Here is a 13,719-nt window from a genome sequence, read left to right as displayed (position 1 = left end):
GTGAACCCCTCCCCGCCACGACAGTGCGCCGCCGTCGTCCTCACCAACGAACGGGGCGAGGTGCTGCTGGTCCGGCAGGCGTATGGGGGCCAGTTCTGGGGCCTGCCCGGCGGCGTGGTGGACCCCGGCGAGACACCCCTGGGGGCCGCCGTGCGGGAAGCGCGGGAGGAGGTGGGCGCCGAGGTCGCGCTGGAGGGGGTCGTGGGCGTCTATCTCCTTCAGGGCGGAGGCTGGCCGGACATCCAGGCGTATGTGTTCGCGGGGCGGGTGGTGGCGGGCGAACCCACCCTGGCCGCGCCCGAAGAACTGAGCGCTCTGGCGTGGTGTCCGCTGGGCAGGTGGCCCTCTCCCCTGGTACCGGACGCGCTGGCCGCCTGGGAAGACCTGCGGGCGGGCCGCCGGGGAGCCGTGAGGACGGTCCAGCGCCACCTCACCCTGCCGGGCGCGGTAACCCTGGGGTAACAGGGAGGGCGCACCATCAGGCCACGGGTGCCGGGGCCAAGAGCCGGGGCCAAGACTGCCGCCGTGCCCAGCGCCCGCTGGAGGTGAGCCATGACTCCCCCGGTGATCCACCACGCCGCCGACGCCCCCCGCCCAGGGGCTGGCCGCTCCACAGGGCCGCGCCGGGATGCCCGCCCCGCGAGGTCGGCCGCACTCCGGCGGCGTGGCCTGGGGTGGCCGCTGCTCCTCGCCCTGCTGGTGCTGGGGGTTTCCGGGAACCCGGAGCCGCTGCTGCTCGAATCCTTTTCCAGCCCGGCGGTGGCCTGGACCCTGCCCCACCCGCCCGGCGCCCAGGTGACCGTGACGGGGGGCACCCTGACCCTGGACCTCTCCGGCCCCCACCTCGATCTGGTCTCGTATGCGCCCGGCCCCTTCGGCAATGCCCGGATGGAGGCCACCCTCGCCCGGCAGGGGGCCAGCCACGCCATGGCGGGCCTGATCTGCCGGGCACCCGACACCCGCAGGCTTCAGGGCCACGCCTTCTTGCTGCGCGGCGATGGGCAGCATGGGGTGGTCCGGTTCGGAGACGGAGCCGCCCAGCTCCTGAGCCGGGGCCAGTTGGGCAGCCGCCCCGCCGGACCCCTGCGGTTGGCCCTGGAGTGCGTGGGGGACCGCCTCGCGGCCTTTGTGGACGGAAACAAGGTGGCCGAGCTGCGCGGCCTCTCCCTGCCCCCCGAGGGGCTGCTGGGCAGCGTGGCGCTGACCCAGGGGGACCCGCAGGCCTTCACCGCCCGCTTTGACGACGTGCGCGTGACCGCCGCCCAGACCGTGAGCGGTCCACTCCTGGCCGCGGCCCCGCCCCGAACGGGGGACGTGCTGCAGCGCGAGAGCTTCTCGGACCCGGCGAGCGGCTGGCCGGTGGACGAGCGGGCGCTGTACCACTACGTGGACGAACGGCTGCGCTACCACTACGTGGACGGGCAGTACCGAATCACCCCGCTGGGCCAGCGGGCCGTGTGGTCGGTCACCGACGACCTGCTGCGCCCCGCCCCCGCCGACGTCCGGGCTGAGGTCACCCTCACCCTGGGGCCGGGGCCAGCGGGCGGCGCGGGCGGCCTGACCTGCCGCCAGGTGATCGGGCCGGAGGGGACCTCCAGCTTCTACGCCTTCACGGTCGCGGCCGACGGCGCGGCACAGATCACCCCCTTCACCGACGACCGGGCCGGAGTTCCCGTCGCGCAGGCCCCGGCCGGGACCGTCCCGGTGCAGGTCGGACGCCCCCTGCGGCTGCGCGTGGAGTGCGTGGGCGACCGCCTCGCGCTGCTGGTCGGGGACCAGAAGGTCGTGGAGGTCCATGACCGCCGCCTCACCGGGCCGGGGCAGGTCGGCGTGATGGCGACCCAGCCCGAGGCCCTGGACCAGGGGGCCACCGTCGCCCTGTTCGACGACCTCGTGCTGATTCAGCCCTGAGCTGGCCGCCGGACAGGCCAGCCCCCGGCAGCGCGTGCCCCGGCCGACTATGCTGTCGGGCGATGACGAAAGACGGTGGCAAGCAGGACAAGAAGGCGCAGCAATACGGCGTGACGCCCCAGAGCGCGGATTTCAACGACTGGTACAACGAGGTCGTCAAGAAGGCCGACCTGGCCGACAACTCCCCCGTCGCGGGCGCGATGGTCGTGCGGCCCTACGGCACAGCGCTGTGGGAGAACATTCAGCGTTGGCTCGACGACCGCTTCAAGGCGACCGGGCACGAGTCGCTGATCTTCCCCACCCTGATTCCGATGGGCTTTATCACCAAGGAAGCCGACCACGTCGAGGGCTTCGCGCCCGAGCTGTTCACGGTGAGCAAGATCGGCACCGAGGAACTGGCCGAACCCTACGTCATGCGCCCCACGTCGGAGACGATCATCGGGCACATGTGGGCGGGGTGGCTGAACTCGTACCGCGACCTCCCCTTCCTGCACTACCAGTGGGGCAGCGTGTTCCGCGCCGAGCTGCGGACCAAGGCCTTCCTCCGCACCTCCGAGTTCTTCTGGCACGAGGGCCACACCGCCCACGCCGACGAGGCGGAAGCGCGCGCCGAGGTCCGCCAGCAGCTCGACCTCTACCACGAGTTCTGCCGCGACATGCTCGCACTTCCCGTCGTGCGCGGTGAGAAGACGGCCTCCGAGAGATTTGCCGGAGCGGTCGCCACCTACTCCATCGAGGGGATGATGCGCGACGGCAAGGCGCTGCAATCGGGCACCTCGCACTACCTGGGGCAGAACTTCAGTAGAGCTTTCGACGTGAAGTTCCAGACCCGCGAGCAAAAGGAGGAGTACGCGCACACCACGTCGTGGGCGATCTCCAGCCGGATCATCGGGGCGATCATCATGACGCACGGGGACGACTTCGGGCTGATCATGCCGCCCCGCATCGCGCCCATTCAGGTCGTCGTGATCCCGGTGGGCCGCAAGGAAAATTTCGACGCGATGGTCGAGGAAGGCGAGAAGTTGGCCGCCGAACTCCGCGCCCAGGGCCTGCGGGTCAAGGTGGACCGGCGCGACGGCGTGACCAACGGCTTCAAGTACAACGACTGGGAACTCAAGGGCGTGCCCGTGCGGATCGAGCTGGGGCCGCGCGACCTGGAATCGGGCATGGTCGTCGTCAAGAACCGCAACAGCGAGGAGAAGGAGACGCTGGCCCGCGCCGAAGCGGTCTCGGGCATGGTCGCCCGCCTGGACGGGGTCCACGACTGGCTGCTGACCCGCGCGACCGACTTCATGCTCTCGCACACGGTGAAGGCGGACGACTACGACACCTTCCGGCAGGCCATTGAGGACGGGCACTGGGTCCGGGCGCACCACTGCGGGCAGCCCGAGTGCGAGAAGGCGATCAAGGAGGACACCAAGGCCACCGCCCGCAACGTGCCCCTGGACGACGCCGAGTTCTTCGCGGAGCAGGAAAGCGGTCCCTGCGTGCGCTGCGGACAGCCGGGCGCGTATGACAAGCGGGTGATCTTCGGGCGGCAGTACTGACGCACTGAGACTGAGCCGGGAAAGGGGGCCGCTACCAGGGGTGGGCGGCCCTTTCAGGGTTCGGCGTAGGCCACGCCGCTCTCCTGGCCGGGTGTTCCCCGCGCGGCCCCGGCCCACCGGCCCTTTCCCCTGACCCTCAACTGCCCTACACTGTCTGTCATGATCCGCTCTGCGCTTACCACCCGGGGACGCCTCGCCTAGCCCAGAAGCTTGCGCGTGTGTCCCCGGCTGCGTCAGCCGGGGCGATTTTTTGGCCTACCGCCGCCCAAGGAGCCTGCCCATGACCACCGAACCCACCCAGAAGCCCGCCATTCAGGAACCCCGCGCCGAGCGCTACAACCCCCACGCCACCGAACCCAAGTGGCAGGAGCGGTGGGAGACAGACGGCCTGTACACCTTCCACGAGGACCCGGCCAAGACCAAGCACTACGCGCTGACCATGTTCCCCTACCCCTCCGGGAACCTGCACATCGGGCACTGGTACGCCAACGTCGCGCCCGACGCCCGCGCCCGCTGGATGCGGATGCGCGGCTACAACGTGCTGTTTCCGATGGGCTTCGACGCCTTCGGCCTGCCTGCCGAGAACGCGGCGATCAAGCACGGGCGCGACCCCGCGCAGTGGACGTATTCGAACATCGAGCACATGACCGGGCAGTTCCGGCGCATGGGCACCATGATCGACTGGAGCCGCTCCTTTGCCACCTGCGACCCCGAGTACTACCGCTGGAATCAGTGGTTTTTCACCGAGTTCTTCCGGCGCGGCCTGGCCTACAAGAAGGGCGGGCTGGTGAACTGGTGCCCCAAGGACCAGACCGTGCTGGCGAACGAGCAGGTCGTGAACGGCTCGTGCGAGCGCTGCGGCACCCCGGTCGAGCGGCGCAACCTGAGCCAGTGGTACCTGAAGATCACCGACTACGCCGAGGAACTGCTGGACTTCTCGGACACCGACATGCCCGAGCGCGTCCGGCTGATGCAGACCAACTGGATCGGCAAGTCGGTGGGCGCGGAGGTCACCTTTCCCACCCCCGCCGGGCCGGAGACCGTCTTTACCACGCGCCCCGACACCCTGATGGGCGCGACCTTCCTGGTGCTGGCTCCCGAGCACAGCAAGGTCGAGGCCCTGACCACCCCCGAGCAGGCAGGCGCCGTGCGGGCCTACGTCGAGGCGGCGGGCCGCAAGACCGACGTGGAGCGCCAGCAGGAGGGCGAGAAGACCGGGGTGTTCACCGGCAGCTACGCCACCCACCCCGTGAGCGGCGAACCGCTGCCCATCTGGGTCGCGGACTACGTGCTGGTGACCTACGGCACGGGCTCGATCATGGCCGTGCCCGCCCACGACGAGCGCGACTTCGCCTTCGCGCGGAAGTTCGGGCTGCCCATCCGCGAGGTGATCCGTCCGGAAGGCGAGGAGGGCATGGGCGAGCATCCGGAAGCAGCCTACGTGGGCGAGGGCCTGATCGTGAACTCCGGCGAGTTCGACGGGCTGCCGGGAGGCAAGGCCAGCATCGGCCAGATTACCGAGCGGCTGGAGGCGCGGGGCGTCGCGCAGGCCCGCACGACCTACCGCCTGCGGGACTGGCTGGTGTCGCGCCAGCGGTACTGGGGCACGCCCATTCCCATCGTCTACTGCGCCGAGCACGGGGCGCAGCCGGTTCCGGCGGAGGAACTGCCCGTCCGCCTGCCGGAAAATGTCGAGTTCACCCCGACCGGCCAGAGCCCGCTGAAGCTGGACCGCGAGTGGACGGCCACCACCTGCCCGGTGTGCGGCGGCCCCGCCGAGCGCGACACGGACACTATGGACACCTTCGTGGATTCGAGCTGGTACATGTACCGCTACCTGTCCCCGCGTGACGACGCGCACCCCTTCGACCCCGCGAAGGCCCACCTGCTGCCCGTCGACCTGTACACGGGCGGCATCGAGCACGCCATCCTGCACCTGCTGTACTCGCGCTTCTGGACCAAGGTCATGCGCGACATGGGCCTGACCACGCAAAGTGAGCCGTTCAGGTGGCTGCGCAACCAGGGGATGATCCTGGGCGAGGACGGCGAGAAGATGAGCAAGTCACGCGGCAACGTCGTCGACCCCGACGATCTGGTCCGCGAATACGGCGTGGACACGGTCCGCACGTACCTGATGTTCATCGCGCCGTGGGAGCTGGGCGGCCCCTGGGACCCGCAAGGCATCAACGGCCCCGCCAAGTGGCTGAGCCGCGTCTGGGCGCTGTACTTCGACGAGAAGGCCGTTGGCCCGGAGGAGAACGTCAGCGAGGCCGACCTGCGTTACGCTGTCCACTCCACCCTGAAGAAGGTGACGGGCGACTTCGACCGCCTGAGCTTCAACACCATCGTCGCCTCGTTGATGGAGCTGACGAACACGCTGGTCAAGGCCAAGCGCTCGCCCGTCTTCGGGACCCCCGCCTGGGAGGAGGCGCTGGACATCTTTAACCGGATGCTGGCCCCGGTCGTGCCCCACATCGCCGAGGAAATCTGGACCGAGCGCGGTGGGACGGGCAGCGTCCACGTCCAGTCCTGGCCCGAGGTGGACGAGGCTGCCGCCACCCGCGACACCGTCACCATCGGCGTGCAGGTCAGCGGCAAGGTGCGCGGCCAGGTCGAGATCTCCAAGACCGCCACCCAGGAAGAGGCCCTGGCCGCCGCCCGCGCCAACCCCGACGTGGCCCGCTTCGTGGAGGGCAGGGCGACGGTGAAGGAGATCTACGTGCCGGGGCGGATCATCAATATCGTCGTGAAGTGAGGCCCTGGACAGCGGCACCACCCTTGCCTGGGGGTGGGGCCGCTTCTTGCATCACCATCCTCTTCTGAAGACCACTTGGGCTGGCGGCTGCCCCCGCCTCACCTGCCGTTGCTGCAATGCCCGTATGGACACCCAGCACCAGGCTGCGCCGCAGACCAATGAAGACCTCGAAGTGAGGAAAGCCCGGCTGCGGCAGATCATTGACGAGGGGCGGAAGGACGAGCTTTCGGAGGAGGACTACCTCTTCGCGGTCAAGAATGCCCTGATTCTGGATGGACAAGCAGAAGCCTGACCCTGCAAAGCGAGGGGTCCCACCCGTGCCGTCTGGCGGGGTGGGACCTCGGCTTTACGGGCAGCCCGGACTCAGGACTTGCCGGTGTTGGGGTCGATGTCCGGAATGTTGGGCGTGGCGCTCGCCGTACCCTCGATGTGGTCATCCACGTACTCGTCGGACGCCTGGGCACCGGGTTCCTGCCGCGCTCCCCGGCCGGGGTTGGCGTTCAGCTTGGCGGCTTCCTGATCGGTGAGGTCCGTGCCGGTATCGGGCTGGATATCCCCGGTCGCGTTCTGCTTGGTGCCGCTCTCGTCGTTGCGCTCGTCCTGGGTCATGCTGGCGCCTCCTGGGGTGGATTTGCCCGGCAGCATACGGCCCCGGCGGGAGGCAGGTTTCGCCCCTAACGGGTTGCTTAAGGCGAGACTTCAGCGGCCACGACTGGGGCAGGCGTCTCGGGCGTGGGGGCGACCTCCTCGGACACGGTGCCCTCGGCGCTGGGGGGAAGCTCCACCGCCAGAGCCTCGCGCAGCAGGCGGACCTGATCGGCGTTGGCCTGGGCGTGGGCGTCGTCGGTCACGCGGGTCATGGTGACACGTCCCCGCAGGACCCGCAGGCGCATTTGCCGTCTGCCCCTCAGCGGGTGGCAGCCCAGAAGGCGTCCAGCGCCGCCCGCACCTCGGGCAGCTTCTCGAAGTGCGGCAGGCCGTCGGTGCCCTCGATCCGCACCGCCGTCACGTTCGGCTGCGCGTCGAAGAGGGGCAGGCGGTCGAAGCTCACGAAGCCGTCGCGGTCGTACAGCACGGTCACGGGCACCTGGAGCTTGCTGTAGAGGTCGCGGTAGGCGTCGGGCGTGAACAGCACCCCGCTGATAAAGAAGAGGGGCGCGTTCTTGGCCCCCGGCTGCCGGGTCGTTTCCAGGCTGTAGGCGATCAGCCCCTCGTTCACCGGCCCCCGGAAGGAGCGGCTCAGGAAGTATTCGATGCTGGGGCGGGTCCGCAGCACGGCATACAGGGGCGTGCCCACCGCGTCCAGGGTGCGGTAGAGACGGGTGCCGCCGTCGCGCTCGCTGGCCTGCTGGGTGCCGTTGCGTGGCTCGCCCAGCCCGCTGGGGCTGATCAGGGCCAGGGTGCGGATGCGCGGCTCCGCGAGGGCCGCCCGCGCCGCGAACTCGCTGCCCAGGCTCAGGCCCACCACGTCCACCTCCCCCCCGAGTTCGGCCACCAGCGCGGTCAGGGCCTGGGCCATCAGCTCGGGCGTATAGCGAATATCGGGGCGGTCGCTGCTCCCGAAGCCGGGCCACTCCAACGCATACAGGGGGCGGGTGCCCGCGTAGGCGTCCCACAGCGGCTTCATCTCGTAGGCGCTCGCCGCCGCGTTGACGGAGTGGGTCAGGATCAGCGGGCGCCCCGTGCCGCGCGGGTCGGCGTAATAGGCTACGCGCCCGAAGCCCGGCAGGGTCAGGAACCGCCGCTCGCCGGACAGGGCGGGGCTCAGCGTGGGGGCCGGGGCGGCCGTGACCTGAGCGGGCTGTGACGGGGCCGCCTGGGCCGGTTCAGTCTGGGCCATCGCCCCCCCAGCCAGCAGGGCAGCGGCAGCGAGGGCGGTGGTCAGCGGACGGATGAGATCGCTCATGCACTCATCCTGACGGCCTGAGCGGAAGCGTCTGTCACCCCGCACGCCAAGATTTGCACTCCCCTCACGTTCCCTCAAGGGAAAGTCACCCCCACGTCAGTTTGAGAGCCCAGAGTGAGAGCCATGAAAAAGATGCTGCTGGGAGCGGTCGGCCTGAGCGCGGTGCTGGCGAGTTGCGGAGTCGGGGGAGCGCCGGACGGAAGTGGAACCGGGAGGGTCAGTCAGGTCAGGACGGAGTACCGCCTCGCTTCGGGGCAGTTCGTGGCCTGCGACAACGTCAACAACGCGACCGCCTCCACCCAGGTGTCGGTGTACTTCCAGGTGGCTGGGGCCGTCCAGAACGTCACAGTGGGTCTGCGCGGCAACACCACGTCCCAGTACGACAACAACTACAGCGCGACGGCGACCGGGCAGCAGCTCGCCGCCATCGGCAACGGCAGCTACCGCCTGACCTTCAATGCCAACCCCACGACGGGCGGCCTCCTGCCCCAGGCCATCATCGTCACGCCCACCCAGGGTAAGGTCAAGGTCGTCACCGCGACCGGCCGGGCGGGCAGCTTCCACGCGGCCCTGACGGTGAATACGGGGACGTCGAACTACGCCTTCACCAGCCGCGCTCTCCCCACCAACGGCAACGTGGAGGTATATACGAGCTGCACCATCGTGAGTACCACCACCGAGGACGTGTAACCCTACCTCAGCATCAAGGGCCGCCCCCATCCCGGAGGCGGCCCCTCTCCTTCGTCCCCTGTGCGCCTCAGCGTTCGCCGGTTTGCAACGTCTCGCTGATCTCCCCGCTGCGCCCACTCGTGCCGCCGCTGCCGGTCATCAGCAATCCCAGGCCCGTCTCGGTGGCCTCGCTGGCGGGGACCTCGCCCACGACCTCGCCCTCGTACATCACCAGGATGCGGTCGGAGAGGTTCATCACCTCGCCCAGATCGGCGCTGACGAGCAGCACGGCGAGGCCCTGGTCCCGCGCCTCCACGATGCGGGCGTGGATGAACTCGATGGCGCCGATGTCCACCCCGCGCGTGGGCTGCGAGGCGACCAGAATCTTGGGACCTTTTCGCATCTCGCGGGCCACGATCAGCTTCTGGGCGTTGCCGCCGGAATACTGCCCGGCCCGCAGGTGGGGGCTGCGGGGGCGCACGTCGTACTGCTCGCTCAGGCGCTTGGCATTTTGCTCGATCACGTCCAGCCGCAGGAAACCCATCGGCCCGGCGAAGGGGGCGCGGTCGTGCTCGCCCAGGATGTAGTTTTCGGCGGTGGTCATGTCCAGCACCAGCCCGCGCTCGTTGCGGTCTTCGGGGATGTGCGAGAGGCCCGAGGCCTCGACCTCGCGCACGCCCTGTGCCCGGCGGCCCAGGTAGGTGATCTCGCCGCCCGCGACCGGGGTCAGGCCGGTGATCGCCTCCACGAGTTCGCTCTGGCCGTTGCCCTCCACGCCCGCTATCCCGACGATCTCGCCCGCGCGAACCTGGAAGGACACGTTCTTCACGGCGTACCCGTGCTCACCCGCCACGCTGACCCCGCGCACGTCCAGCGCGACCTCGCCGGGCTGGGCGGGGGCCTTCTGCACCCGCAGACTGACCTCGCGGCCCACCATCATCTGCGCGAGCGCCTCGGTGGTGGCGCCCGCAGCAGGAATGGTGCCGATCATCTTGCCGTCGCGAATCACCGAGATGGTGTCCGAGATGTGCAGCACCTCGTGCAGCTTGTGGCTGATGAAAATGACGGCGTTGCCGCTCGCCGCGTACTGATTTTTCAGGAAGTCGAACAGCTCGTCCGTCTCGCTGGGGGTCAGCACGGCGGTCGGCTCGTCCAGAATCAGGATGCGGGCGCCCCGGTACAGCGTCTTGAGAATCTCGACCTTCTGCTGGAGACCCACCGGGAGGTCCCCCACGAGGGCGTCGGGATTGAGGGCGAAGCCGAACTGCGCGATCAGCTCCGCGACCCGCCGCCGCGCCGAGGCGTAGTCGATGGCCCCGCCCGCCGTGGGCTCGGCGCCCAGAATCACGTTCTCGGTGACGGTCAGGGTGTCCACCAGCATGAAGTGCTGAAACACCATGCCGATGCCCCGCGCGATGGCCTGCGAGGGGTCGGTGAAGTTCACGACCTCGCCGTCCACGACGATCTCGCCGGAGGTGGGGGGCTGGGCGCCGTAGACGATCTTCATCAGGGTGCTCTTGCCCGCGCCGTTCTCGCCGCACAGGGCGTGGACGCTGCCCCACTTCACAATCATGGAGATGTTGTCGTTGGCGAGCACGAGGGGAAAGCGTTTGGTGATCCCGCGCAGCTCCAGCGCGGACTCGGAGCGGTGCGGCGCGGCGTGCAGCACGTCGGGGGTGGAGACCGTCATATCCCCAGTGTAGCGGCCTGGACCCCGCCCCCCTGGAACGCGAGACCCGTCACAATAGGCGGGCATGGAAGCATTCTGGTTGGCTATCACGAACCTCGGCCGTGACGAGGTTTTTATCGTCGTCCTCGCCCTCTACACCTGGCTGGTCAATCCCTGGGGTGGGCGCAATCTGGGCGTCGCCTTCGCCCTGTCGTATCTGGTCAATACGGCCCTGAAGTTCGGCTTCGACCTGCCCCGCCCGTATCAGGACGGCTCGGCGGTGGCGAGTGCGGCGGCGCAGCAGACCGGACTCGGGCCGGGCCTGCCCAGCGGCCACACCCAGATGAGCGCGACCCTGTGGGGCGGCATCGCCGCGCAGACGGGCCGGGTCGGGGCCTGGGTGGTCGCCCTGGTCCTGATCGGCCTGATCGCCACCTCGCGGCTCGCGCTGAACGTCCACTATCCCAGCGACGTGATCGTGGGCCTGGGACTGGGGGCGGCGTTCGCGGCCCTCGCGGCACGGGGCCACTTCGCGCAGCCGGGGGCGGCCCGCTGGCTGATTCCGGCGCTGTTCCTGGCGCTCACGGCCTTTCTGCCCGCCGGAACGCCGCGCGAGTACGCGGTCGCCCTGGGGCTGACGTCGGGGTTCTGGCTCGTGCGCCCGAACTACCAGCCGCCGCGTGACTGGACCGGGCGAGCTATCGTCGCCCTGCTCGGCCTGCTGATCGTCTTCGCCGTGTATTTCGGGCTGGCGGCGGTGCTGGGGGGGCTGAGCGACCTCCCGCTGGTGCGGGCGCTGCGCTACGCGGTGCTGGTGTGGGTCGCGGCGGAAGGAGCGCCGCTGCTGCTGGGGCGCTGGCTGCGGCGGGGGTAGGCAAGCAGGAAAAGCCGAAGGGGGCGTGGGTGACACGCCCCCCTTGCTGTGCTGCTTTCAGAACTGGGGAAGGGGGTCTGGGGCTCCCAGGCCTCCAGCTCCCCTCAGGCACTCGCCCGTCCACGTCCCCCGTTCTTGCCCAACCGCACCACGTCGGTGATGCCCGGCACCCGCCGAATCGCTTCCCGCACCGTCTCCAGGTCGGCCTGCCCAGTCACGGCCAGCCGCAGCCCGATGTGGGCCACCCCATCGGCCCCCACTCCCGCCTCGATCTTCATCGGGCTGCGCTTCTCGGCACTCAGGGCTCCCAGCACGTCGGCCAGCAGGCCCTGACGGTCGGGGGCCACCACGTCGAGGTCCACGATGGTGCCGCCCGGCGTGCCCGAATCCCAGGAGGCGGCGACGCAGCGCTCGGGCTCGTCCTTGAGCAGCCGGATCATGTTGGGGCAGTCGATCCGGTGGATGCTGACGCCCCGTCCCCGCGTGAGGTAGCCCATGATCTGGTCGCCCCGGATCGGGTTGCAGCAGTTGGCGAGCTTGGTGGTCGTGCTCAGGCCCTCCACGTAGACGCCGCCGGGGGTGGGGGGCCGGGGCGCGGGCGCGGCGCGGCGGGCCACCGCGTCGGCCTGCTCCTGCGCGAGGCTGGGCGAGAGCAGCCGTCCCACCACGCTGGGGGTCAGCTTGCCCGCGTGCAGGGCGAGGTACAGGTCGTCGGGGTTGCGGGTGCCCAGCAGCTTTTGCGCGGCGTCCTCCAGCAGCTTGGTCCGCATCAGTTGGCGCACGGGCAGGTGCCGCTTGCGCAGGTAGCGCTCCAGCAGGTCGTGGCCGCGCTGGAGGGCCTCGTCGCGTTCCTGCTGCCGGAAGTAATGGCGAATCTTGGCGCGGGCCGAGCGCGTCACCACGAAGTTCAGCCAGCCCAGGTTCGGTTTGCTGCTTTTCGAGGTCACGATCTCGACCATGTCGCCGTTTTGCAGCCGGTGCGACAGCGGCACGATGGAGCCGTTCACCCGCGCCCCCACCGTCGTCTCCCCGATGCGGGTGTGGATGTGGTAGGCGAAGTCCACCGGGGTGCTCCCTGCCGGGAGACTGATCGCGAGGCCCTTGGGCGTGAAGACCCGCACCCGCTGCGAGAGGATGTCGGTCTTGACCGCGTCCATGTAGTCCGACGCATCGTTGATCTCGTTTTGCAGTTCGCGGAGTTGCGCGATCCAGTTCTCGCGGTCGCGCTGCGCGAGGGCACCGCCCTGCTTGTACATCCAGTGGGCGGCGACCCCGTACTCGGCCACCTCGTGCATCCGCCGCGAGCGAATCTGTACCTCGATAGGCTGCCCGCTCTGGCTGATCACGGTCGTGTGCAGGCTCTGGTACCCGTTGGGTTTGGGCACCGCGATGTAGTCCTTGAAACGCCCCGGCAGCGGCGTCCACATGGAGTGCACGATGGACACCGTGTGGTAGCAGATGCGCTTCTCGCGCGTCTCCTCGGCCCGCTCGCGGCGCTTCTCGTCGGTGCCGGGGGGCACAGATAGCTCGCGCGGGGTCAGGATCACCCGGATGGCGAGGAGGTCAAAAATCTGCTCCAGCGCCTTGCCCTCCTTCTGCATCTTGTTGTGGATGCTCCAGAGGTGCTTGGAGCGGCCCGCGATGTCGATGTCGCTGACCCATTCGGGGAGTTCGAGATCGTCTTCCAGGGCCGCCTGAAGCCCCGCGACCGCCTGCTCGATGAGTTGCTGGCGCTCCTCCTGCCGGGTCCGCAGCCGGGTCTGGAGGTAGGCATAGGCGTCGGGCTGGAGATACTGGAAGGCGAGGTCTTCGAGTTCCCACTTGATCTGCCCGATGCCGAGGCGGTGCGCGAGCGGGGCGAAAATTTCCATCGTCTCGCGGGCGATGCGAATCTGCTTTTCGGGCTTCATGGAGCCGAGGGTCCGCATGTTGTGCAGGCGGTCGGCCAGCTTCACCACGATGATGCGGATGTCGCCGGTCATCGCCACGAGCATCTGGCGCAGGTTCTCGGCCTGCATGTCGCGGCCCGTATCGCGCACCTCGGCCTGCTGGCTGCCCTGCTTGGAGAGCTTGGAGACCTTCGTCTCGCCCTCCACGATGCGGCGCACCCCTTCGCCGAACTCGCGCTCGATGATCTCGAAGGTCACCCCGTCCACGTCCTCGACGGTGTCGTGCAGCAGCCCGGCCATGAGCGATTCGGTGTCCATCCCCAGCCGGGCCAGGATCACCGCGACCGCGACCGGGTGGGTGATGTACGGCTCGCCGCTCTTGCGGGAGACTCCAGCGTGGGCGTCCCGCGCGAAGACGTAGGCCCGCTCGACCGCCCCCCGCTCGGCCTCGGGCCGGTCGGCGATGAGGGACCGCAGTTCGGACATGCCGTGGTCATCG

General features: G+C 69.4%; 12 protein-coding genes. 7 read left to right on the top strand and 5 right to left on the bottom strand.

Features of this window, described 5'->3' with window-relative positions:
• The 5 genes from C3K08_RS04070 to C3K08_RS17840 all read left to right on the top strand — a co-directional run bounded on the left by C3K08_RS04070 (nucleotide 1) and on the right by C3K08_RS17840 (nucleotide 6,505).
• Nucleotides 1-462 (top strand): NUDIX hydrolase, encoded by a 462-nt coding sequence (locus C3K08_RS04070; RefSeq protein WP_234009156.1) that lies wholly within the window; start codon nucleotides 1-3, stop codon nucleotides 460-462.
• 90 nt (nucleotides 463-552) lie between these two features.
• Nucleotides 553-1,911, top strand: a complete 1,359-nt coding sequence (locus tag C3K08_RS04065) for a hypothetical protein (RefSeq protein ID WP_104990143.1) — start codon at nucleotides 553-555, stop codon at nucleotides 1,909-1,911.
• A gap of 62 nt (nucleotides 1,912-1,973) precedes the next feature.
• Nucleotides 1,974-3,458, top strand: a complete 1,485-nt coding sequence (proS, locus tag C3K08_RS04060; protein WP_104990142.1) for a proline--tRNA ligase — start codon at nucleotides 1,974-1,976, stop codon at nucleotides 3,456-3,458.
• A gap of 280 nt (nucleotides 3,459-3,738) precedes the next feature.
• Entirely contained in the window at nucleotides 3,739-6,213 is a 2,475-nt protein-coding gene (gene leuS / locus C3K08_RS04055; protein ID WP_104990141.1) for a leucine--tRNA ligase, read from the top strand.
• Between the two features lie 124 nt (nucleotides 6,214-6,337).
• Nucleotides 6,338-6,505 (top strand): hypothetical protein, encoded by a 168-nt coding sequence (locus C3K08_RS17840; protein ID WP_158679844.1) that lies wholly within the window; start codon nucleotides 6,338-6,340, stop codon nucleotides 6,503-6,505.
• A 71-nt stretch (nucleotides 6,506-6,576) separates the two neighbouring features.
• Here the strand turns inward: C3K08_RS17840 and C3K08_RS04050 are convergent, their stop codons facing one another.
• The 3 genes from C3K08_RS04050 to C3K08_RS04040 form a co-directional block, all read right to left on the bottom strand.
• Entirely contained in the window at nucleotides 6,577-6,822 is a 246-nt protein-coding gene (locus C3K08_RS04050) for a hypothetical protein (protein ID WP_158679843.1), read from the bottom strand.
• Nucleotides 6,823-6,899: 77 nt separating this feature from the next.
• Nucleotides 6,900-7,073 carry a hypothetical protein gene (locus C3K08_RS04045; protein ID WP_158679842.1) on the bottom strand — a complete coding sequence of 58 codons (174 nt, stop codon included), beginning with the start codon at nucleotides 7,071-7,073 and terminating at the stop codon, nucleotides 6,900-6,902.
• Between the two features lie 47 nt (nucleotides 7,074-7,120).
• A complete protein-coding gene (locus C3K08_RS04040; protein WP_234009155.1) occupies nucleotides 7,121-8,119 on the bottom strand; it encodes an alpha/beta fold hydrolase in 999 nt (332 codons plus the stop codon).
• A gap of 123 nt (nucleotides 8,120-8,242) precedes the next feature.
• Between C3K08_RS04040 and C3K08_RS04035 the strand changes: the two genes are divergently transcribed.
• Nucleotides 8,243-8,809, top strand: coding sequence for a hypothetical protein (locus C3K08_RS04035; protein WP_234009154.1), 567 nt, complete (start codon nucleotides 8,243-8,245; stop codon nucleotides 8,807-8,809).
• A 67-nt stretch (nucleotides 8,810-8,876) separates the two neighbouring features.
• Here the strand turns inward: C3K08_RS04035 and C3K08_RS04030 are convergent, their stop codons facing one another.
• Entirely contained in the window at nucleotides 8,877-10,478 is a 1,602-nt protein-coding gene (locus C3K08_RS04030) for an ABC transporter ATP-binding protein (protein WP_104990138.1), read from the bottom strand.
• 64 nt (nucleotides 10,479-10,542) lie between these two features.
• On the opposite strand from C3K08_RS04030, the gene C3K08_RS04025 reads away from it, so the two are divergent.
• Nucleotides 10,543-11,331: a phosphatase PAP2 family protein gene (locus tag C3K08_RS04025; protein WP_104990137.1), complete on the top strand. Its 789-nt coding sequence runs from the start codon at nucleotides 10,543-10,545 to the stop codon at nucleotides 11,329-11,331.
• A gap of 104 nt (nucleotides 11,332-11,435) precedes the next feature.
• Here the strand turns inward: C3K08_RS04025 and C3K08_RS04020 are convergent, their stop codons facing one another.
• Entirely contained in the window at nucleotides 11,436-13,706 is a 2,271-nt protein-coding gene (locus tag C3K08_RS04020) for a bifunctional (p)ppGpp synthetase/guanosine-3',5'-bis(diphosphate) 3'-pyrophosphohydrolase (protein ID WP_104991901.1), read from the bottom strand.
• Nucleotides 13,707-13,719 lie beyond the last annotated feature (13 nt).

It is taken from the genome of Deinococcus sp. NW-56, assembly GCF_002953415.1.
Taxonomy (GTDB): domain Bacteria; phylum Deinococcota; class Deinococci; order Deinococcales; family Deinococcaceae; genus Deinococcus.
The sequence above is the reverse complement of the archived record's forward strand: the minus strand, read 5'-3'. Positions and strand labels throughout refer to the sequence as shown.